Genomic DNA, 22,584 nt, shown 5'->3' with positions numbered 1-22,584 from the left:
TGCGGCTTGGGCCATCGAGTTCGCCACGGTAGGATGAACGCGGGGAGCAGCCGGACGTCCGGCCTGCAGGATCATCGATGGCAGACACCTGGTTCCACGCGACGCCCGACGGTGGGCGCATCGGTCCGATGCGTGCCGACGATCTGGTGCGTCTGTTTCAGGCGGGTCGTCTCCACGCATCGACGCCGGTCTGGCGCGAAGGCATGGCCGAGTGGGCGCCGCTATCGTCCATGGCGCCCGCCCTGGGCTTGCCGGCGATGCCGCCGCCCCTGCCCCGGGCCGCGGTGCTGCCGCCTCGTCGCGGCCTCCACTGGAGCTGGATCGTGCTGCTGGTGCTCGCGGGACTGGCGGTGCCGGTGCTGGCGATCCTGGCGGCGATCGCGCTTCCGGCCTACAACGACTACCGCGTGCGATCAGGCGTCGTCGAAGTGGCCGCCAGTGCAGCGCCGCTGCAGCTGGCGGTGCAGGCCGCGCAGGCGACCGGCAGCCCCTGTCCGATCACCACGTCCAGCCACGTTCCGGGCGCCGATCGCGCTGCGTTCTCCAATGCCGATGTCGATGCCGCGCGTACCACCCTGCTCGCCCATCCACGCGTGGAAAGCGTATTGACCACGCAGGGCACCCTGGACGTGGACGCCCACGCCGCCGATCCCGGCGACCACTGCGAGATCACGCTCAGGCTGCAGGGGTTCGAGCTGGCAGCGATCGATGGCGAAATGCTGACCTGGTGGCTGGACCCGGCTTCCGGCCACTGGACCTGCGGCGGCACGGTCGCCGCACGCTATCTGCCGGTGGCCTGCCGGAACTGAAACCTGTCGCGCCGGCGCAGCCGCGCGGCAGCCTGCGACACTCAACACAGGACACCTTTACGATGACCGAGTGGTACTACGCCGACACCGCCAACAGCCGCCAGGGCCCGATCACGACGCCTGCGTTGCTGCAGCTGCGCCAGCAGGGCGCGCTGGGTGACGACACGCTGCTCTGGCGCGAGGGCCTGGACGGCTGGACCCCCCTGCGCGGGCTGGTGCACGAACTTGGCGACGCGCCCCCGGCCCAGGCCGATCTGCCTGCCGACCCCGCGCAGGCACCCGACAATCCGGCGACGGCACCGGTCCACGCCCGGACCAGTGTCGACCCGGCGACTGCCGACGCCAGCGACCACGCGTGGCACCCGGCCGGCGCCGAGCACGCCTCGCCGGCGGCGGGCACAGAGGCCGCATCGCCCTATGCACCGCCGGTGGCACCCGTGGTCCGCACGGCGACGGTCGTCCATGGCGGCGATGTCGTCGATGCGGGTTTCCTCAAGCGCGTCGCGGCCCTGCTCATCGACGCGTTCCTGCTCACCGCCGTCTACTACGCATTCATGATCTTGGCCGTGGTGCTGTTCGGCCTGGGCGGCGCACTGAGCCGCATGGGCAGCGGTACGCCGGACTTCGGACTTGGCACCATGGTGTTGCTGGTTGCGGTGTACCTGTCCTGGCCGCTGATCAGCGTCTGCTACTACGTGATGATGGAGTCGTCCTCGCGCCAGGCGACGCTGGGCAAGATGGCGGTCGGCATCAAGGTGACGGGGCTGGACGGCGCCCGCATCACCCGCGCCCGCGCGCTCGGACGCTGGGCTTCGCACCTGCTCAATTACCTGACCCTCTACATCGGCTACCTCGTGACGCTGTTCACCCAGCGCAAGCAGGGGCTGCACGACATGGTCGCCAGCACCTACGTGGTCGACCAGTGGGCCTACACCGACTATCCAGAACGCCAGCAACGCACGCTCGGCACGGTGGCGACGGTGATCCTGGTGATCTGGGCCGGGCTGTTGCTGCTCGGCATCGGGTTCGTGATGCTGGTCGGGCTCGCCGCCGCGTTTTAACCCCCCGGCCGCCGCAACTGGCGGCCGCGCGCGACTCATGACAAGGATGTCCACGAATGACCGAGTGGTACTACACCGATGCGCGCCAGACGCGCCATGGCCCCGTCACCCAGGACGCGCTGCGCCAGTTGCGTCAGGACGGTGTCGTCGGCGACTCGACACGCGTCTGGCGCGAGGGTCTGGCTGACTGGCAGCCGTTCCGGGAGCTGGCAGCGGCATTCGGGTTCGGGGCGCCGTCCGGTCTGGAGACCTGGGCGCTCGAACCAGTCGCGTCGCGTGACGCACAGGACCCGCATGCGGACCCCGACGCAAGCTGGCGCCCGATCACCGGCGCAGGCGGCGGCGCGCACTCGCCCTACGCGCCGCCGACGGCGAATGTGGCGCGGGCCGCTGCGCGCATTCACGGCGGCGACGTGGTGTTCGCCGGCTTCCGGAAACGCCTCGCCGCCTATGCAATCGACGCCCTGATCATAGGCATCGCGAGCACCCTGATCGGCGGCATGGCCTATGAACTGCTGGCCGTCGGCGGCTTCGGTCGCGACTTCTGGCGCGAGCAACTGGTGGTCAATCTCGTCTCGATCGCCCTGTCGGCGTTCTATTTCGCCTGGTTCCACGCCGCGTACGCGATGGCGACACCCGGGAAGATGGCCGTCGGCATCAAGGTGGTGCACCTCGATGGCGCGCGGATCTCGTTCCTGCGCGGCATCGGCCGCTATTTTGCGACCATCCTGAGCAGCATGATCCTGATGATCGGCTTTCTGATGGCCGGATTCACCCAGCGCAAGCAGGCCCTGCACGACATGGTCTGCGACACGCTGGTGGTCGACCGCTGGGCGTTCACCGACCGGCCCGAACTGCAGCGCCGCGAGCTCGGTACGGTCACGGTGGTGGTGCTCGTGCTGGTCGCCAGCCTGACCGGGCTGGGCCTGCTGGTGCTGCTGGGTCTGCTGGGAATCGCGGCCTTTTCCTGACTGGCAGCCGCGGCGGCGCTTGACAGGCCACCCCGTGCGTGATTCCACTATAAAAGCAACCGACGCCCGGGGTCCGTCCCCGGGCGTCGTCATCTTCACCTTTTTTGTTGGGCCGCCTGCGGGCGTGCCCCGGACCCCGCCGACATGGCCAAGCACCTTCTCATCGTCGAATCGCCCGCCAAGGCCAAGACGATCAACAAATACCTCGGCAAGGATTTCCACGTCCTCGCCTCCTACGGTCATGTGCGCGACCTGATCCCGAAAGAAGGCGCGGTCGACCCGACGCAGAACTTCGCGATGCGCTACGACCTGATCGAGAAGAACGAGAAGCACGTCGAGGCGATCGCCAAGGCTGCCAAGGGCGCCGACGACATCTATCTGGCGACCGACCCGGACCGCGAGGGCGAGGCGATCAGCTGGCACATCGCGGAAATCCTGAAAGAGCGCGGCCTGCTCGAGAACAAGACCCTGCAGCGCGTGGTGTTCACCGAGATCACCCCGCGGGCGATCAAGGAAGCGATGCTCAGGCCGCGTGCGATCGCATCGGATCTCGTCGACGCCCAGCAGGCGCGCCGCGCGCTCGACTATTTGGTGGGCTTCAACCTCTCGCCGGTGCTGTGGCGCAAGGTGCAGCGCGGGCTGTCGGCTGGCCGCGTACAGTCGCCGGCGCTGCGCATGATCGTCGAGCGCGAGGAGGAGATCGAAGCCTTCAACGCGCGCGAGTACTGGTCCATCGACGCGGCGTGTGCGCACCAGGTGCAGCCGTTCACCGCGCGCCTGACCAAGCTCGACGGGCAGAAGTTCGAACAGTTCACCGTCACCGACGGCGATACGGCGGAAGCCGCGCGCATGCGCATCCAGACCGCCGCCCAGGGCGCGCTGCACGTCACCGACGTCGGCGCGAAGGAGCGCAAGCGCCGTCCGGCTGCGCCGTTCACCACCTCGACGCTGCAGCAGGAAGGCGCGCGCAAGCTCGGCTTCACCACGCGCAAGACCATGCAGGTCGCGCAGAAGCTCTACGAGGGTATCGCGCTCGGCGACGAAGGCACGGTCGGCCTGATCACCTACATGCGTACCGACTCGGTCAGCCTGTCGCAGGACGCCATCAGTGAGATCCGCGACGTCATCGCGCGCGACTACGGCACCAGCTCGCTGCCCGACCAGCCCAACACCTATCAGACCAAGTCCAAGAACGCGCAGGAAGCGCATGAGGCCGTACGTCCGACGTCCGCGCTGCACACGCCGGCGCAGGTCGCGCGCTTCCTCAGCGACGACGAGCGTCGCCTGTACGAACTGATCTGGAAGCGCGCCGTCGCCTCGCAGATGATCCCGGCCACGCTCAATACCGTGTCGGTGGATCTCGCCGCGGGCAGCGAACACAGCTTCCGCGCCAGCGGCACCACCGTCGTCGTCGCCGGCTTCCTCGCCGTCTACGAAGAAGGCAAGGACACCAAGGGCAAGGAAGACGAGGACGAAGGCCGCAAGCTGCCGCAGATGAAGACCGGCGACCGCGTGCCGCTCGACCGCATCATTGCCGAGCAGCACTTCACCCAGCCGCCGCCGCGCTTCACCGAAGCGGCGCTGGTCAAGGCGCTCGAGGAGTACGGCATCGGCCGGCCGTCGACCTATGCCTCGATCATCCAGACGCTGCAGTTCCGCAAGTACGTCGAGATGGAAGGCCGCAGCTTCCGTCCCAGCGACGTCGGCCGCGCGGTGTCGAAGTTCCTGTCCAGCCACTTCACGCGCTACGTCGATTACGACTTCACCGCCAAGCTCGAGGACGATCTCGATGCGGTGAGCCGCGGCGAGGAGGACTGGATTCCGCTGATGGAAAAGTTCTGGGCCCCGTTCAAGGAGCTCGTCGACGAGAAGTCCGAATCGGTCGACCGCAACGAGGCCACCGGCGCGCGCGAGCTGGGCACCGACCCCAAGACCGGCAAGCCTGTCAGCGTGCGACTGGGGCGCTTCGGGCCGTATGCCGCGATCGGCAGCACCGCCGAGGACGCCGAGGACAAGCCGAAGTTCGCATCGCTGCGTCCGGGCCAGAGCATGCACACGATCTCGCTCGAGGACGCGCTGGAGCTGTTCCTGCTGCCGCGCACCCTGGGCCAGGACAAGGGTGAGGACGTCAGCGTCGGTATCGGCCGCTTCGGCGCGTTCGCCAAGCGCGGCAGCGTCTACGCGTCGCTGAAGAAGGAGGACGACCCGTACAAGGTCGATCTCGCCCGCGCGGTGTTCCTGATCGAAGAAAAAGAAGAGATTGCGCGCAACCGCATCATCAAGGAGTTCCCGGACAGCGATATCCAGGTGCTCAACGGCCGCTTCGGCCCTTATATCAGCGACGGCAAGCTCAACGGCAAGATCCCCAAGGATCGCGAGCCGGCGTCGCTGACCTTCGATGAAGTGACCAAGCTGCTTGAGGAAACCGGCAAGCCGGTGCGCAAGGGCTTCGGCAAGAAGGCACCGGCGAAGAAGGTTGCAGCGAAGAAAGTCGCGGTGAAGAAGGAACCGGCCGCCAAGAAAGCCGCGACCAAGAAGGCGCCTGCAAAAAAGGCCGCAAAAAAGGCAACCAAGAAGACCACCAAGTCGGTAGCGCCTGCAGTCGAGCCGGCGAAGCCCCTGCTGACCGCGTCCAAGGTCACGCCGGGCAAGAAGCGCGTGGTCAAGGCCGGCGGTGACACGCCGGTCACGGACGACGCGCCGTTCTGATACGCCGCGCATGACCGCGCCCGTGCTCGACATCCCCGCCGCCGCCGCATTGCTCGCGCGCGGCGGCGTGCTCGCCTACCCCACCGAAGGCGTGTGGGGCCTGGGCTGCGATCCATTCGATCGCGCTGCCGTGGAACGCCTGCTCGACATCAAGCAGCGCCCGGTCGACAAGGGCGTGATCCTGATCGCCGGCGCACTCGCGCAGCTCGATGCGATCGTTGACTGGGCACATCTGCCGGACGCCGCCCGCGAACGTGTGACCGACAGCTGGCCCGGCCCGAATACCTGGGTGATGCCCGCACGCGCCGACGTGCCCACCTGGATCACCGGCGTGCATGCCAGCGTCGCGGTACGCGTCAGCGCACACACCGATGTCGTGGCGCTATGCGCGGCGTTTGGGGGCGCACTCGTCTCCACCAGCGCGAACCTGACCGGCGAACCCGCGGTCGCGGATCGCGATGCGCTCGACCTACGGCTGCTCACCCGCATCGATGGCGTGCTCGACGGTGCAACCGGTGGGCGCACGGGACCGTCGACGATCCGCGATGCGCTGAGCGGCGACATCCTGCGCGCCTGATCCGCAGGTGCGCGATGCGCCGCTGGCCGACACCGGCAAGCCGTCCAATCAGCTGAATCCGCGCCTGCCCGCAGATGCCGCGCTGCGGTTGCAGACGCAACTGAAATCCCGCGAAAAACCGGGTTGTCGCACTGCACAAACTATGCTCTAGTCGAGTCCCGGTGTGGACGCGTTGTCGCGATGCAAGGACCTTGGCGCTCCGATCCCCGCGCCGGCCCAGCACCTCTCCACGGACTGCGATGACGACGATGCGGGAACTCCCGGATCGGGGCCTCTACGACCCCGCTGACGAACGCGATGCCTGCGGCTTCGGCCTGATTTCAACGATTGGTGGCGACGCCTCGCGCGCGATCGTCGACGGCGCGCTGCAGGCGCTGTCCCGCATGGCCCATCGCGGCGGCATCGCCGCCGACGGTCTGTCGGGCGATGGCTGCGGCGTGCTGCTCTATGCCGCCGATGCGTTCGTCGACACGCTCGCCGCAGAAGCCGGGTTCGATTTCGCAGGTGCGCGCCGCGCCGCCGGTATGGTGTTCCTGCCGCACGAGCCCGACGCCGCCGCGCAGTGCCGCGAGACGCTCACGCAACTGCTGCGCGATGTCGACGTGCGCGTTGCCGGCTGGCGCGAAGTGCCGCTCGACGACGCCGCGCTGGGTGCCCTCGCACGCAGCTCGATGCCGCGCATTGAACAGGTGTTCGTGACCGCCGACGGCGACGACATGCAGGCCTTCGAGCGCGTGCTGTACCTCGCCCGCCGCCGCGCCGAGCAGGCGCTGCGCACGCATGAACATTTCTACGTCGTCGGTCTCACGCCCGGCCTGCTCGGCTACAAGGGCATGGTGCTGCCGAGCCATCTGACCCAGCTGTTTCCCGACCTTGCGCGCGAAGATCTCGCGGCGAAGACCGTCGTCTTCCATCAACGTTTCTCGACCAACACCCTGCCGCGCTGGCCGCTGGCACATCCGTTCCGGCGCCTGGCGCACAACGGCGAGATCAACAGCATCGAGGGCAACCGACGCTGGGCACAGGCGCGCCGTGGCGTGTGGGCGTCGCCGCAGCTCGACATCGGCGAGTTCGACGAAACCGTGACCATGCACGGCTCCGATTCGCAGACGCTCGACAACATGCTCGAGTGGATGCTGCTCGGCGGCATGGACCTACTGCAGGCGATGCGTATCCTGATGCCGCCGGCCACGCAGTCGCTGGAATACAAGGACGCCGATCTCGCCGCGTTCTACGAGTACTACGCGATCAATTCCGAGCCCTGGGACGGACCGGCGGGCGTGGTGATGTGCGACGGCCGCCATGCCGCGTGCACGCTCGACCGCAACGGCCTGCGTCCTGCGCGCTGGACGCTGTCGCGCGACGGCGTGTTCGTCATCGCATCCGAGGCCGGCGTCTGGGACGTCGCGCCCGAGCGCGTCAAGGCCAAGGGCAAGCTGGGCCCGGGCGAGATGATCGCGATCGATCTGACCTCCGGCACGCTGCTCGACAACGATGCGATCGACGAGGTCAACCGCGCGCGCGCGCCGTACAAGCAGTGGCTCAAGCGCGGCATGAGTTATCTGCACACCGAACTGATCGATCCCGCGCTCGCCGCCGAACCGTTCGCACCCGACACCCTGCTCGCGTTCCAGAAGCTGTTCCAGCTCACCCGCGAGGAACAGGAATCGGTGCTGCGGCCATTGGCCGAGACCGAGCAGGAAGGCATCGGCTCGATGGGCGACGACGTGCCGATGGCGGCAATCAGCCAGCGCGTGCGCCCGCTCTACGATTGTTTCCGCCAGGCGTTCGCGCAGGTCACCAATCCGCCGATCGATCCGCTGCGCGAAGGCGCGGTCATGACGCTGGCCACGCAGATCGGCCGCGAAGGCAACATTTTTCTCAATTGCGCAGAGAACGTGCACCACGTCCTGCTGAACTCGCCGGTGCTGTCGCAGCGCAAGTTACGTCAGCTGCTGGCACTGCCGCGCTTCGCCGATGCCAACCGGCTGCTGCACCTGTATTTCGACGCCGACACCGAAACGCTCGAAGGCGCGCTGCGCCGGCTGTGCGCCGAGGCGGAAACGGCGACGCTCGCCGGTGCCGAAATCCTGCTGCTCAGCGACCGCTATCCCAAGCGCGGCACCGTGCCCGTGCACGCGCTGCTGGCGACGGGTGCGATCCATCTGCACCTGGTGCGCGCCGGCCTGCGCTGCGACGTCAATCTGGTCATCGAGACCGGCACCGCACGTGACCCGCACCACTTTGCCTGCCTGATCGGGTTCGGCGCGACGGCGGTCTATCCCTATCTCGCGTTCCAGACCCTGCACGCGCTGGGCCGTCGCGGCGTGCTGGCGACCAAGGTCGGCAACGAACATCTGCAGCTCGGTCGCAGCTACCGCCGCGGCATCCGCAAGGGCCTGCTGAAGATCATGTCCAAGATGGGCATCGGCAGCATCGCCAGCTATCGCGGCGCGCAGCTGTTCGAGATCGTCGGCCTCGCGCCGGAGGTCGTCGACCTGTGCTTCGAAGCGACGCCGTCGCGCATCGGCGGCGCCGGCTTCGCGCGGCTCGAAGCCGACGCGCGCCACCTCGCCGAACAGGGCTGGGACGATGCCGCGCTGCCCGAGCCCGGCGGCCTGCTGCATTACGTGCACGGCGGCGAGTACCACCAGTTCAATCCGGACGTCGTGACCTCGCTGCAGCGCGCGGTGTTGACCGGCGATCGCGAGGACTGGAAGCGCTATTCGGATTTCGTCGACTCGCGCCCGCCTGCCGCGCTGCGCGACCTGCTGCGGCCGATCGCGGCGGCTTCGCCGATCCCGCTCGACGAGGTGGAACCGGTCGCGTCGATCGTGCGCCGCTTCGATTCGGCGGCGATGAGTCTCGGCGCGCTGTCGCCCGAGGCGCACGAAGCGCTGGCGATCGCGATGAACCGTCTCGGCGGCCGCAGCAATTCCGGGGAAGGCGGCGAGGATCCCGAGCGCTACGGGTCCGAGCGCCGCAGCAAGATCAAGCAGATCGCGTCGGGCCGTTTCGGCGTGACGCCGGAATACCTGATCAATGCCGAAGTGCTGCAGATCAAGATCGCCCAGGGCGCCAAGCCCGGCGAAGGCGGCCAGCTGCCCGGCAGCAAGGTCAATCCGCTGATCGCGCGCCTGCGCTACGCCAAGCCCGGCATCGGCCTGATCTCACCGCCGCCGCACCACGACATCTATTCGATCGAGGATCTGGCGCAGTTGATCTTCGACCTGCGCCAGGTCAATCCCGACGCGCTGATCTCGGTGAAGCTGGTCAGCCATGCGGGCGTCGGCACGATCGCAGCCGGCGTGGTCAAGGCCGGCGCGGACCTGATCACGATCTCCGGCCACGATGGCGGCACCGGTGCGAGTCCGCTGGGCTCGATCCGCTACGCCGGCGCACCGTGGGAACTGGGTCTGTCCGAAGCGCGGCAGGCGCTGCAGTACAACGACATGCGCGGCCAGGTGCTGCTGCAGACCGACGGCGGCCTGAAGACCGGGCTCGACGTCATCAAGGCCGCACTGCTCGGCGCCGACACCTTCGGCTTCGGCACCGCGCCGATGATCGCGCTGGGCTGCAAGTACCTGCGCATCTGCCACCTCAACAACTGCGCGACCGGCGTGGCCACCCAGGACGAGCGCCTGCGCGCGAATCACTACAAGGGCCTGCCCGAGCGCGTGGAGACGTTCTTCCGCAACGTCGCCGAAGACGTACGCGAACATCTGGCCGCACTCGGCGTGCGCTCGCTCGACGAGATCGTCGGACGCACCGACCTGCTCGAACAGCACCTGCGCCACACCCGCGATGCGGTCGACATCGACCTGTCGATGCTGCTGCGCCGCGATCCGGACAAGCCGTTGTCGTACTGCGGCACGCCGGCGCTGCAGGCGCCTCCCGATGGCCTGGCCGCGGCGCTCGAGGCGCGCGTATCGAAGGCGATCGAACGCGGTGACGGCGGGGAATTCGATTTCGAGATCCGCAACACCGACCGCAGCATCGGCACGCGTCTGTCGGGCCTGATCGCGCGCCATCACGGCAACACCGCGATGAGCGATCGTCCGGTCACGCTGCGCCTGCGCGGCACTGCCGGCCAGAGCCTCGGCGCGTTCAACGCCGGCGGCCTGCACATCGATCTCGAAGGCGACGCCAACGACTACGTCGGCAAGGGCATGGCAGGCGGCCGCATCGTGCTGCGCCCACCGGGGGGCAGCGTGTTCGAATCGCGCAACACGCCGATTCTGGGCAACACCTGCCTGTACGGCGCGACTGGCGGCGAACTGTATGCCGCAGGTCGCGCGGGCGAGCGCTTCGGCGTGCGCAACTCGGGCGCGGTTGCGGTCATCGAAGGCGCCGGCGATCACTGCTGCGAATACATGACCGGCGGCGCGGTCGCGGTGCTCGGCCGCATCGGCCTGAACTTCGGCGCCGGCTTCACCGGCGGCATCGCCTATGTGCTCGATCTCGACCGCGATTTCGTCGACCGCTACAACCACGAACTGATCGACATCCTGCGCGTCACGCCCGAAGCCTTCGACAACTACCGCTCGCACCTGCGCGATCTGATCGAAACCCACGCGCGCCTGACCGGCAGCGCCTGGAGCGGCCGCATCCTCGACGAGTTCCGCGATTTCGTCGGCAAGTTCTGGCTGGTCAAGCCGAAGGCTGCGAGTCTGGAAGCGCTGGCCGAAGATCTGAGGCGGGCGGCGTGATGGATGGCCACAAGCGTAGGCGCGCGCTCGCGCGCGAAGCGGCTTTCCCGGGAACGCCCAATCGCGCGCGAGCGCGCTCCTACACGGGAGACTGCTGATGAAGCGCGATGTATTCCGGTTCCTCAACGAACCACGCGAGATGCCGGACAAGGTGCCACTGCCGCTGCGCACCGATGGCGACTGGAACGAGCTCTACGGCAACTTCGAGCACCGCGAGGCCGCGCATCAGGCGGATCGCTGCCTGGACTGCGGCAATCCGTACTGCGAATCCAAGTGCCCGGTGCACAACTACATTCCGAACTGGCTCAAGCTGGTGCAGGAGGGCCGCGTGCTCGAAGCTGCGGCGCTGTGTCACGAGACCAATCCGCTGCCCGAGATGTGCGGCCGCGTGTGCCCGCAGGACCGGTTGTGCGAAGGCGCGTGCACGCTCGACGACGGCTTCGGTGCGGTGACCATCGGCGCGGTCGAGAAGTACATCGTCGACACCGCGTTCGCGCAGGGCTGGCGACCGGATCTGTCGAAGGTGGTGGCCACCGGCCAGCGTGTTGCGGTGATCGGCGCCGGACCGGCGGGCCTGTCCTGCGCCGACCGTCTGGTGCGTGCCGGCATCGGCGCCGTCGTCTTCGACCGCTACGAGCAGATCGGCGGCCTGCTGCAGTTCGGCATCCCGAGTTTCAAGCTCGACAAGTCGGTGATCGCGACGCGCCGGGAGGTGCTCGAAGGCATGGGCGTGACGTTCCGCCTCGGCGTCGAGATTGGCAAGGACGTCGGGATGGACACGCTGCTCGAAGAATTCGACGCGGTCTTCGTCGGCACCGGCGCCTACCGTTACACCGACGGTGGCCTGCCCGGCCAGGATCTGCCGGGCGTGCTGCCGGCCCTGCCCTTCCTCGTGCACAACGGCCGCATCGTCACCGGCAGCGATACCTGGGGCCGTCCGGTCGCCGGCTGGGAAACCACGCTGACGCTGCCGAAACTCGAAGGCAAGCGCGTCGTCGTGCTCGGCGGGGGCGACACCGGCATGGACTGCGTGCGCTCCGCGGTGCGACTCGGCGCGGCCAGCGTGACCTGCGCCTATCGCCGCGACGAAGCCAACATGCCCGGCTCGGCGCGCGAGGTCGGCAATGCGCGCGAGGAAGGCGTGCGTTTCCTGTTCAACCGCCAGCCGCTTGGCGTGGAAGCGAACGCGGCCGGCGATATGGCCGGCGTGCGCGTGGTCGAAACGACACTCGGCGAACCCGATGCCAACGGTCGTCGTTCGGCGGTGCCGATCGATGGCACGGAATCATTGCTCGACGCCGACGTCGTGATCATCGCGTTTGGCTTCTCGCCGGTCGTGCCCGAGTGGCTCACCACGCACGGCGTCGAAGCCAAGGGCAACGGGCGCATCGGTGTGGGCGGCGAACGTCGCCTGCCTTACCAGACCGCGCATCCGAAGCTGTTCGCGGGTGGCGATGCGGTGCGCGGCGCAGATCTCGTCGTCACCGCCGTGCAGGAAGGTCGCGACGCCGCGGCCAGCATCGCGCGCATGTTGCGCAAAGGCGCACGTCCGAAGATGGCAGCGCTCGACGCGATCTGAGGATTTGCCGCGAGCGACTCGCGATCCGCCTCAGCCTGCCACTGGGAACGGCCCTCCCCCGCGTGCGGGGGAAGAAGCGGATCGCCGCACATCCAGACACGCGCTGGCAGATCAGCCCGGCGGCGGCGCCTTGCAGTGCCGATCGATGAACGCCTGGTGCGGCGGCATCGCATCCACGCAGGCCGACAAGGTGCGGCCGATGCTGTCGATGAAGCGATGGACTTCTTCGTCCGGCACGTTGTCGACCAGCGGATGCCAGCCCCGCGGCACGATGCCTTGTCCGATCATCACCTGCACCCAGCTGATGGTGTCGAACATCTCGCTGGCATTGCGGAAGAACCGTCCGCTGTCGCGGAACAGATCGATGACGCCCTGCAGTTCCGCAGGAATCTCCATCGTCCGGCACTGGCGCCAGAACGGCGTGTCGTCGCGACGTGTCGCCTTGTAGTGCAGCACGATGAAATCGCGGATGCGGTCGAACTCGAACGCCAGCTGCGCGTTGTAGCGCTCGCATAGCACCGGATTGAAGCCGTCGCGCGGCAGCAGTTCCAGCAGCTTGGAAATGCCCGACTGGATCAGGTGGATGCTGGTCGATTCCAGCGGCTCGAGAAATCCGCTCGACAGGCCGATCGCGACGACGTTGCGGTTCCAGCACTGCTTGCGGCGGCCGGTGACGAAGCGCAGCGGTCGCGGGTCGCCCAGCGCTTCGCCTTCCAGATTCGCCAGCAGCGTGGCGGCGGCCTCGTCGTCGCTGACGTGCGCGCTCGAATACACGTAACCGTTGCCGGTGCGGTGCTGCAGCGGAATGCGCCACTGCCAACCCGCCGCGCGCGCGGTCGAGCGCGTGAACGGTGCAGGCGGTCCGACGTTCGCGGTCGGCACGGCCAGCGCGCGGTCGCAGGGCAGCCAGTGAGTGAAATCGTGATAGCCGGTCTGCAGTGTCTGCTCGATCAGCAGGCCGCGAAAACCGGAGCAGTCGACGAACAGATCGCCTTCGAGCACGGTGCCGTCCTGCAACCGCACCGAGGTGACGAAACCGCTTTCGGCATGCTGCGCGACGTGATCGATCATGCCTTCATATCGGCGCACGCCGCGCTGCTCGGCGTAGCCTCGCAGATAGCGGGCATAGAGCCCGGCATCGAAATGGTAGGCATAGGCGATATTGCGCAGCGGCGACCCGACCGGCACATCGGTCGCCGACACCATGAAGCGGCCGCGCTGCGCGGCCAGGGTATTGAGCGTGTAATCGCCGAGCGGGCCCGCACGTCCTGCATGCCGCGCTTTGAGCCAGTACTGGTGGAACGGCAGCAGCCCGAGCGGATGCCCGATCTCGCTGCCAAAGCCGTGGATGTAGCGCTCGCCGATGTCGAGCCAGTCGACGAACTCGATGCCGAGCTTGAAGCTGCCCTGCGTGCTGCGCACGAAATCGGCCTCGTCGATACGCAGCAGCTGGTTGAACGCTTTGATGTGCGGCACGGTCGCTTCGCCCACGCCGACGGTGCCGATCTGTTCCGACTCGACCAAGGCGATGTCGTAGCCGGGACCGAGCACACGCGCGAGCGCGGCAGCGGTCATCCAGCCCGCCGTCCCACCACCGACGATGACGATGCGTTGCAGACGTTCCATTCCGGTCTCCTGTTGCGAAGGCGACTACACACGGCACGACGGGACCCGCAGGTCCCGTCGTGGTCACGCGGACGCAATGGACGGCGTCAGAACTTCGCGCCGATCTCGAAGGTCACCGTACGCGGCACATACAGGATGTCGCCCGTGGAGTTGACCGTGAGGTCGGGATTGAACCGGCCGTTGCTTCCGAAGCCGTTATAGGCGTAGGTGGAGTAGTTCTTGAAATCGAAGGCGTTGAGCAGATTCACGCGCGCCGACAGCTTGAAGTTGCCGGCCACGGTGAAATCCTTGCTGGCCTGGAAGTCGACCGTGCGGTAACCCCAGATGTCGCCGCCGAACAGGAACTTGCCGGTCCCCGGCGGGGTGACGCCGACCTGCTGGCAGGTCGCGCCGTCTGGATCGGTGAAACCGAAGCAGGCGATCGTGTTGATCGGCTCGGGCGTCGCCAGCACGATCTTCGCGCCGAAGGTGATGTCCCAGGGACCGTCGATCGAGCCGGACGCGACAAAGCGATGCGCCGAGGCCGCATTCGATTTCACGAACGGATAGTCGTGGATAGTCGGCTTGTCGAACGCGAACGCCTCGTCGATGTTGCGGTTCTGACGCGCGCTCGTGTGCGTGTAGGCCAGGTTGAGGCCCCAACCCGATTCCTCGGTGTAGGGACGCTCTGCCGACAGCAGGATCTGGCTGCTGCGCTGCTCCAGGCCGTTCATGCCGATGATCGTGTTCTGGAAGCCGGGCACCGGCTCGCCCCACGGCACGCTGCCGTTCTGGAAGTACGAGCCATCCGGATAGCGGTTGATCAGCGACATCGCGAAACCGTCGTAGCTCAGCACGCGCTGGAACGTCACGTCGGTGAGCCATTCGCCGACCTGGTTGCTGATGCCGACGCTGAACTGGTCGCTGTAGGGCGTCTTGATCTCGTTGTTGAACATGAAGAGTTCGGCGCTGCCGCTGACGTCCGGAATCGCATTGAGCTGGTCGATGCCATCCAGATAGCGCTGGTCGAAGGGCACGCAGACCCGATCGGCGCGATAGCACGCACCCGTCGCCGGGTCTTGGAAATACACCGCGACCGGCGACAAAGCCGCCTTGCTGGTTTCGAGCGCGAGCTGCTCGAACAGGTTGCGATCGTACGAACGCGCGGCGCCACCGTGCAGCACGGCCGTCTCGTCGCCGAGGAAATCGTAGGAGAAACCGAACCGCGGCGCCCACGCATCCTTGAAGTTCTTGCGGTTGTTGCCGGTGCTGATGTAGTCGGCCACGTTGATACCGCTGGCGAGCAGTCGGTTGGCCCAGGGCTGTCCCGGATTGGCGGGATCATCCGCATACAACGCGTCGACCATGCCCTGCGAGGTCACGAAGTCGGTGTAGGACGGCGTGTCCTCATAGTCGTAGCGGATGCCCAGGTTGAGCATCAGCTTGTCGTTCACCGCCCAGTCGTCCTGGATGAAGATGCCGTACTGCTTGGACGGCGACACCACGGTTGCCCGCTGGCCCGGTGTGTCGTAGGGCGCGACGAAGTCGACGCGGTAGGGCGTCGCCGCGACGCCTGCCGCGTTGACCGCGTACGAGAACTGCGGATTGACCGCCGCCGCGTCCTGCGAGGTCAGTTCCACATCCTTGTAGTTGAAGCCCATCTTGATGGTGTGCTCGCCGCGCCACTCGAAGCTGTTGAAGGTCAGCGCGTTCTGCAGGAACCAGCCCTTCTGGCTCTTGTTCTGTACATTCAGGCCCCCGGCCGGGCCGGTCGCGAGGAACGTGTACTCGTCGACATCGGTGGAGTTCGGGCGCGGCGCGAGAACCTTGTAGACGATGCCGTTGCCCAGGCTGGTCGCACTTGGGTTGTTGGACGAGTCCTCGGTACCGACGACCAGCTCGTTGATCCAGCTGTCGGCGTAGTGCTGCCAACGCAGGTTGGTCCGCTTGTCGGTATTGAGCTTCAGGGTCGCCTGCTCGAGATTGTTGATGCCGCCGACGTTCGCGGTCTGGGTCTCGTCGCGGTACAGCGTGCTCAGCTCGATGCGGTCGTTGTCGCCGGCTTCGAAGGTCAGCTTGCCGAAGACGAGGTCCTGCTCGAACGGCATGTTGGCCGCGCCGTACTGGCTCGAAATAGCGGGCGGCAGCAAACCGACGAACGGCAGTGCACGGCTGTCGGCCTGAATGCTCTTGGGCACGATGTTCTCCTTGCCCTCGTAGGCCACGAAGAAGTGCAGCCGGTCCTGCAGGATCGGGCCGCCCAGCGCGAAGCCGAACTCCTTGGTCTGCGAATCGATCTTGCCGCTCGTCGCTTCGTCGGGACGCGCCTCGCGCAGGTCCTGGTTGGTGAAGCGGTAGAACGCCTCGCCTTCAAACTCGTTGGTGCCCGACTTGGTCGCCGCGGTGATCGCCGCGCCGCTGATCTGGCCGTACTCGGCCTTGTAGTTCGAGGTGATGACCTTGTACTCGCCGACCGCGAGCTGCGGGAACGGGTTGCCCTGCGTGTCCGCCTGACCGGCGATGCCGCCGCTGCGCACGTAGCTCTTCTGGCCCACGCCGTCGATATACAGGTTGCCGGCGCTCGCATTCGAGGCGCCGCCACGCAGCTTGGTGTTCCCGTTGCCGTCGATCTCGAACACCATGCCCGGCACCACGTCGGCGAACTCGAGGAAGTTGCGCGTCGCTTGCGGCAGTTGCTGGATCTGGCGCAGCGAGATGGTGTTGCCGACCTCCGACGTCTTGACCTCGCGCAGCACCGGCGCCGTGACCCGCACCGCGCCGATATCCGTCACGTCGCCCTGGGCCGGCGTCTCACTGGTCGTGCCCGACAGGTTCAAGGTCGACGTGGAGGCCACCGTCAGCGTCACCGTCTGCGAATTGCCACCGGCATCGACCCGGTAGGTGCCCGGCGGCAGGCCGCCCAGCGTGTAGCTGCCGTTGGCATTCGTCTGCACGCTTCGGGTGGCCCCGGTGGCGAGATTGGTCGCGGTGACCGTGGTACCGGCTTCCGCACCGGCCTCGGAGGACACCTGACCGCGCAGCGTGGCGCTGCTGGACTGGGCGAACGCGGGCGTTGCGACGACGAGGCAACCCAGCAGCGCGCAGGCGAGCAGGCTGGGCTTGGGGGCACGCGAGGTGCGATTGGCTTTCATGGGATCCCCTCCGAGGGACTTCCGATACTTGGTGTGAGTTCTTGTTCTGACGTCGGGACAGCGGCACAGCCTTGGCAATACGCCCACGCGCGACCGCGCACCGGATCAAACCGGCGCTCCGGGAGCGGGTTGGGCCTGGAAAGTCGATGGAACGGCGCGTGGAGGCCTGGGGCATCCACGTCCTGGCCGGACCGGTCTCCACCGGTCGCGCCACGTCGCGGTCCGGGCCGGGGCACGGGGCGCGGCTGGCGCCGGCTGCCTGCGGCACGACGCGGCCTCGGGATGACGAGGGGGCGGCGCACAGCGGGACGGCGCGCATCGTAATCCTGCGCGGTGTCTGCGTCTACGAGGACGATCCCGGGTGCTGAACAGGGCACAGCCGCCCGGCGGACCCCTGCCGCGTCCTCACCGTATTCGACCGCCACAGCGCTCATTCGAACGTCCGCCCTCGTCAGTGGGGCGGACGCTACCACCGCTTGGAAACGTTTACATGCCGCAGTGCAGCACGTCTGAACAGGCCTGACGCATTGTCCACCGCGCCCCATGGGGGCTGAATGTCCGTCACGCCCTTGCCCGTCGGCGGGTGCGCGGGGGATGCCTTGCGATGCATGATGCAGCGATGGATATGCGAAGGATCGCCCCGCTCTCCCGTCCCGCCAGCCGCATGTGGGCAATGCTGCTGGGCGGCGTCTGCGCGATGTCTGCAATCGCGGCGCCCCCCCCGCCACCGCAGGTGACGGTGTACCGATGCACCGACGCGGGCGGCCGCGTGGCCCTGCGGGATTCGCCCTGCGCGGAGGGCGCGACCCAGGAAGTGCGCAACATGCTGCGCCCTGTGGATGGCGCGCCGCCTCCACCCCCGACGGCGCCCACCGCGGCCGCCGTCGATCCGCCGGCACCGCAGGTCATCGTGATGCGCCCACCGCAGCCGATGTATCGCTGCGTGCGCCCGGACGGCAGCAGTTACACCAGCGATTCCTCTGACGGCAATCCGCGCTGGGTGCCGCTGTGGACGCTCGGCTACGGATCCACGCAGCGCGGCCCGTCGACGCGGGTTGAAGCCGGCGATGGGCGCGGCAGTATCGAAGTGGATTCCGGTGTGGATACACGGCAGCGTGCGCGCGGTGGTTACTACGGCGCGGGCACCTGGATCCGGGACGAATGCCGGCCGATGCCGCAGACCGAGATCTGCAGACTGCTGGCCGATCGCCGCGAAGAGATCCGCCGGCGTTTCTTCAATGCCCAGCCCACCGAGCGCGCCGAGCTGACGAACGAAGAGCGGACCATCAACACGCGCCTGGCGCAGGACTGCGACCGGTGAAACGAAGCGTCGTGTTGTCCATCGCGCTCACGTGCGCGCTGGCGAGTGGTGGCAGTGCGGCGGTGACCACGGTGATCTACCGCTGCACCGATGCAGCCGGCGCGGTGACGTTCCAGAACGGCACGGCCTGCCCGGCCGGGCACACACAGCAACGTCGCGTCGTGGAGATGGCCACGCCGATGCCCGCCTTCGTCTCGCCGCCGGCGCCGTCCGTTGCCCCACCGCAGGTCCCGCTGATCTCGCGGCTGCCCGCTGCCGAAGCGCTGGCACCGCGCGAGGAGGATGCGCAACGCCAGCCGCCGCCTGCCCTGTTCGCCTGCCGCGTGTTCGACAACAGCAGCTACTGGCGCGAGGACGACAGCCCGCCGTTGCGTTGCCGGCCCATGCGCACGGTCGGCATCGGCGGCCTGCCCGGCCTGGAGGCAGGCCAGGCCTGCGAGCAGGTCGCGGACGTCTGCGAGGCGGTGCCAGTGGACGCGCTATGCAGCGCCTGGGAAACGCGCGTGCGCGAGGCGGAGTTTCGCTGGCGCTATGCGCAGACACGGGAACAGCCACCGCTGCGACTGGAATACGAGCAGCTGTTCTCGACCTGGCGCGACAGCAGCTGTGGTCCGGGCGCGGGCGTCGCGCCCGCCGCCGATTAGAGCCAGCGCGGCACGGTCGCCTGGTAGGTCTCGTACTGGACGCCGAACCGCGCGCGCAGTCGACCTTCCTCGAACGGAATGATCGCGTACTGCAGCGCCAGCACGGGCAAGGGCAGCAGAACCAGCACCCAGGGCAGATCCAGCATCAGCGCCAGGCCGACATAGGCCAGCACCTGGGCCAGGTAGATCGGATTGCGCGTCCACCGGAACGGACCGCGCAGGAGGAGTTGCGCGGGCGTGTGCGCGGGGATGATCGTGGTGCGGCGCCGCGCGAACAGCGCGAAGGCCCAAACCGCCAGCACCAGGCCAGCGTCGGCCAGCAGCGTGCCGGTCAGATGCAGCGCGCCGCGGATGTCGTCCGGCGCCAGCGGCAGGTCGAACGCGTGCTGCAATCCAGCGCCTGCCGCGAATGCGAGCACGCACTGCACCGGGGAGGTCATGCGCACCAGCCAGGGGGCACGCGGTGCGATGTCGAGCGGCTCAGAAACCATGCTGCAGGAATCCGCCGTCGACCGCGATGCATTCGCCGGTGATGTAGCTGGCGGCCGGCAGGCACAGGAAGGCGACCGCCGCGGCGACCTCCTCCGGCTCGCCGATGCGGCCCATCGGCGTGCGCAGCAGCACCTCGTCGAGATAATCGGGATCGGCCAGCGGCTCCGACGTGCGTCGGGTGCGGATGTACCAGGGCGCGACCGCGTTGACGCGCACGCCGTCCTCGGCCCATTCGACCGCGAGGTTGCGGGTCATCTGCTGCAGTGCTGCCTTGCTCATGCCGTAGGCGACGCCGGTGCGCACATGGGTCATGCCCGACACGCTGCCGACGTTGACCACGCTCGAAGTCGCATGCTGCACCAGCAGCGGGTGGGCGTAGCGCGTGAGCTCGAAGGCGCTGAACACGTTGATCTCGAAGATCTCGCGCCACTCGTCCTCGCTGTAGTCGGTCGCCGCACGCGCGATATTGCCGCCGGCGTTGTTGACCAGGATGTTGAGGCCGTCGCCCTGGTCCTCGACCCAGTCGAGGATCTCGCGCCGCTGGTCTTCGTCGACGACATCGGCGATGAGCGCCCGTACGTCGCCTTGCGGAAATTCCTCGATCAGATCGTCGCGCGTGGCTTCCAGCGCGTCACCGTTGCGGCCCACGATCAGCACCGTCGCGCCGAATCCCACGAGTTCACGGGCGATCGCGCGCCCGATGCCGGCGCTGCCGCCGGTGACCAGAGCGAGTTGCCCATCCAGGCGCCAGCGGTGCGGATCCATTCGACACATTTCCTTTTCTGTCGGCGCGTAGGATAGCGCCGAGCCTCTGCGCCGGAGTACCGCATGACCATGCCACGCATGTCTCCAACTGAAGTTTCGCGCCTGCCGCAGTCGCTGGCTGCAGCAACGCTTCTGGTGGCCCTGTCAGCCTGCACCCCACCGCCCGATTCGCCGACCGAAAAGCCCACCGAACCGCGGGCCGCGCAAATACGCGATGCCATCCGCGAGCCACTGGACGAGGCGCATGCGACCCAGCACGCAGTCGATGCCGATGCACGGCGCACGCGCGAGGCGATCGACGCCGCCGGCGGCTGAGCGCGACACGGCTGCGGGCCGGCTTACCAGTCCGTCGGCTTGTAGTCCTTGAGGAACTGGCCCCAGACGTGGGTGCCGGTGTTGAGGCCGTCGATGATCGGATCGACGATGCGCGCCGCGCCGTCGACGATGTCGAGCGGCGGATGGAAGCGTTCCTCGACGATCTTGCGCTCGGCGATCTCCACCGGATCCTCGTCGGTCACCCAGCCGGTGTCGACGGCATTCATGTGGATGCCGTCGCCGTGGTAATCGGCGGCCGAGGTGCGCGTCATCATGTTGAGCGCGGCCTTGGCCATGTTGGTGTGCGGGTGCTTGGTGGTCTTGAAGTTGCGGTAGAACTGCCCCTCGACCGCGGAGACGTTGACGATGTGCTTGTCGCGCTCGGGCGTACGCACCATCAACGTCTTCAGGCGCGCGTTGAGGATGAAGGGCGCGACCGCGTTGACGAGTTGCGTCTCCAGCAGTTCGACCGCCGGCACTTCGTCCATCTGCAGCCGCCATGAATTGCGCCCGCGCAGATCGACCTGCTGCAGATCCTTGTCGACGCGTCCTTCCGGGAACAGATGCGCCTGGCCAACCAGTTCGTCGGCGAGCAGCGGTACTTGCGACAGCTCGGCGGCGCGCGCGAGACCGGCGCGGCCTGCACTGCTCTCGACCAGCGACTGGCTGCCGCCCGGCAGCAGATCGGCCGCGCGCAGACCCTCGTAACCACCGACCAGCTTGCGCACGTGCTCGGGCAACGTCTCCACCGCAGCGGTCTCGCCGGCCATCATGTGCGCGTAGAACGCGGGCGGACGACGCACGGTCTGGCAGGCGTTGTTGACGATGAAGTCGAGCCGCTCGCGGGTGGCGACAAGCTCGGCGCAGAACGCTTCGACGCTCGGTGTGTGGCGCAGGTCGAGGCCGAACACTTCCAGCCGGTCGCCCCAGTCGGCGAAATCCGGTTCCTGCGCGTAGCGCTGCGCGGAATCGCGCGGGAAGCGCGTGGTGACGATCAGCGAGCACCCCGCGCGCAGCAGCTTCAGGCCGGCCTGGTAACCGATCTTGACCCGGCCGCCGGTCAGCAGCGCGACGCGGCCGGTGAGGTCGGCGGTCTCGGTGCGCTTGAGGAAATTCAGTTCCGCGCAGGTCGGGCACAGCTGGTCGTAGAAGTGGTGCACCTGCGTGTATTTCTGCTTGCAGACGTAGCAGTGCAGCAGCTCCGGCGACTCTGCATACGGCAGCTCTTCCGGCGCGGCGTTGCGCGGATCGTGCTGCCCCGGGGGCTGCGGCGGGAAGTAGTTCGGCGTGGTGAACACCGGCTTGCGACGCAGCGTGCGGATACCGGTCTGGTCGAGCAGCGCCTCGGTGCGCCGCACCTTCTCGCGGTTGGCTTCGCGCAGCGCTTCCTTGGCCTGTTTGCGACGCGCGCGCGGCTCGGGATGGTGCACGAGCGCGACCGCCTGCAGCAGGCGGATGCGGGCCTCGTCCGGCAGGCCGTCGAGCACGCTGCGGTCGTCGCGGATCGCCTCAAGCAGGTCGGCGGCGATGCGTGCGCGCTGCGGCAGGGAGTCATCGGCGTCGGACGCCGGGGGCGGTGCGGAGGTCGAATTCAAGAGCGTGTCCGTGGGGCGTGCGCGGCACCTTGGACGCGGGGCGCCGGTGTCGAGCGTGGAATCGTGCGGTGCATCGGCCTGGCGGCCGTCGCGGGCGTAAGGTGGTCGCGATGGCGGAACGAGAGCCTAGTGCGTGACCGTGCCGGGATCGGATGGGATCCGCGGCCAGGACATTTTCGCCGATTGGCGGGGGCTGTGCCATCGCACGGCTGAGCGAGGTCCCTGCGACGCCTGCTAAGACTGCCTGTGATCACCTGAAGCCCGGCCTGGAGTTCACGCT

At 67.7% G+C, this 22,584-nt stretch carries 15 protein-coding genes; 10 read left to right on the top strand and 5 right to left on the bottom strand.

The features are described 5' to 3' along the window. Positions 1 to 77: 77 nt before the first annotated feature. From J2X52_RS10115 to J2X52_RS10085, 7 genes are all read left to right on the top strand, one after another. A complete protein-coding gene (locus J2X52_RS10115) occupies positions 78 to 809 on the top strand; it encodes a GYF domain-containing protein (RefSeq protein WP_310152415.1) in 732 nt (243 codons plus the stop codon). 62 nt (positions 810 to 871) lie between these two features. Continuing rightward, a complete protein-coding gene (locus tag J2X52_RS10110; RefSeq protein WP_310152412.1) occupies positions 872 to 1,870 on the top strand; it encodes an RDD family protein in 999 nt (332 codons plus the stop codon). Positions 1,871 to 1,926: 56 nt separating this feature from the next. Beyond that, positions 1,927 to 2,841: an RDD family protein gene (locus J2X52_RS10105; protein ID WP_310152410.1), complete on the top strand. Its 915-nt coding sequence runs from the start codon at positions 1,927 to 1,929 to the stop codon at positions 2,839 to 2,841. 144 nt (positions 2,842 to 2,985) lie between these two features. Next, positions 2,986 to 5,550 carry a DNA topoisomerase I gene (locus J2X52_RS10100; RefSeq protein WP_310152408.1) on the top strand — a complete coding sequence of 855 codons (2,565 nt, stop codon included), beginning with the start codon at positions 2,986 to 2,988 and terminating at the stop codon, positions 5,548 to 5,550. A gap of 10 nt (positions 5,551 to 5,560) precedes the next feature. Then, complete coding sequence (locus J2X52_RS10095; protein WP_310152405.1) at positions 5,561 to 6,127, top strand: Sua5/YciO/YrdC/YwlC family protein; 567 nt, start codon at positions 5,561 to 5,563, stop codon at positions 6,125 to 6,127. Between the two features lie 239 nt (positions 6,128 to 6,366). Then, a complete protein-coding gene (gltB, locus tag J2X52_RS10090; protein WP_310152403.1) occupies positions 6,367 to 10,836 on the top strand; it encodes a glutamate synthase large subunit in 4,470 nt (1,489 codons plus the stop codon). A 94-nt stretch (positions 10,837 to 10,930) separates the two neighbouring features. Next, entirely contained in the window at positions 10,931 to 12,415 is a 1,485-nt protein-coding gene (locus tag J2X52_RS10085; protein ID WP_310152500.1) for an FAD-dependent oxidoreductase, read from the top strand. 111 nt (positions 12,416 to 12,526) lie between these two features. On the opposite strand, the gene J2X52_RS10080 is transcribed toward J2X52_RS10085, so the two are convergent. Continuing rightward, complete coding sequence (locus J2X52_RS10080) at positions 12,527 to 14,041, bottom strand: tryptophan 7-halogenase (RefSeq protein ID WP_310152400.1); 1,515 nt, start codon at positions 14,039 to 14,041, stop codon at positions 12,527 to 12,529. An 86-nt stretch (positions 14,042 to 14,127) separates the two neighbouring features. Continuing rightward, positions 14,128 to 17,172 carry a TonB-dependent receptor gene (locus tag J2X52_RS10075; RefSeq protein WP_310152398.1) on the bottom strand — a complete coding sequence of 1,015 codons (3,045 nt, stop codon included), beginning with the start codon at positions 17,170 to 17,172 and terminating at the stop codon, positions 14,128 to 14,130. A 604-nt stretch (positions 17,173 to 17,776) separates the two neighbouring features. Between J2X52_RS10075 and J2X52_RS10070 the strand changes: the two genes are divergently transcribed. Beyond that, complete coding sequence (locus J2X52_RS10070; protein WP_310152396.1) at positions 17,777 to 18,493, top strand: DUF4124 domain-containing protein; 717 nt, start codon at positions 17,777 to 17,779, stop codon at positions 18,491 to 18,493. After that, complete coding sequence (locus tag J2X52_RS10065; RefSeq protein ID WP_310152392.1) at positions 18,490 to 19,137, top strand: DUF4124 domain-containing protein; 648 nt, start codon at positions 18,490 to 18,492, stop codon at positions 19,135 to 19,137. The genes J2X52_RS10070 and J2X52_RS10065 overlap by 4 nt, the downstream gene beginning before the upstream one ends. On the opposite strand, the gene J2X52_RS10060 is transcribed toward J2X52_RS10065, so the two are convergent. After that, positions 19,134 to 19,628, bottom strand: a complete 495-nt coding sequence (locus tag J2X52_RS10060) for an isoprenylcysteine carboxylmethyltransferase family protein (RefSeq protein WP_310152389.1) — start codon at positions 19,626 to 19,628, stop codon at positions 19,134 to 19,136. The genes J2X52_RS10065 and J2X52_RS10060 overlap by 4 nt on opposite strands. Next, the gene (locus tag J2X52_RS10055; RefSeq protein WP_310152387.1) at positions 19,618 to 20,394 is read right to left on the bottom strand and encodes an SDR family oxidoreductase; all 777 of its coding nucleotides are present in this window, start codon (positions 20,392 to 20,394) and stop codon (positions 19,618 to 19,620) included. The genes J2X52_RS10060 and J2X52_RS10055 overlap by 11 nt, the downstream gene beginning before the upstream one ends. Before the next feature lie 63 nt (positions 20,395 to 20,457). On the opposite strand from J2X52_RS10055, the gene J2X52_RS10050 reads away from it, so the two are divergent. Continuing rightward, positions 20,458 to 20,709, top strand: a complete 252-nt coding sequence (locus J2X52_RS10050; RefSeq protein ID WP_310152384.1) for a hypothetical protein — start codon at positions 20,458 to 20,460, stop codon at positions 20,707 to 20,709. A 23-nt stretch (positions 20,710 to 20,732) separates the two neighbouring features. On the opposite strand, the gene J2X52_RS10045 is transcribed toward J2X52_RS10050, so the two are convergent. Further along, positions 20,733 to 22,304: an SDR family oxidoreductase gene (locus J2X52_RS10045; RefSeq protein ID WP_310152381.1), complete on the bottom strand. Its 1,572-nt coding sequence runs from the start codon at positions 22,302 to 22,304 to the stop codon at positions 20,733 to 20,735. Positions 22,305 to 22,584 lie beyond the last annotated feature (280 nt).

The organism is Luteimonas sp. 3794 (assembly GCF_031456825.1).
Classification (GTDB): Bacteria; Pseudomonadota; Gammaproteobacteria; order Xanthomonadales; family Xanthomonadaceae; genus Luteimonas.
This window is presented reverse-complemented; position numbering and strand designations above follow the sequence as displayed.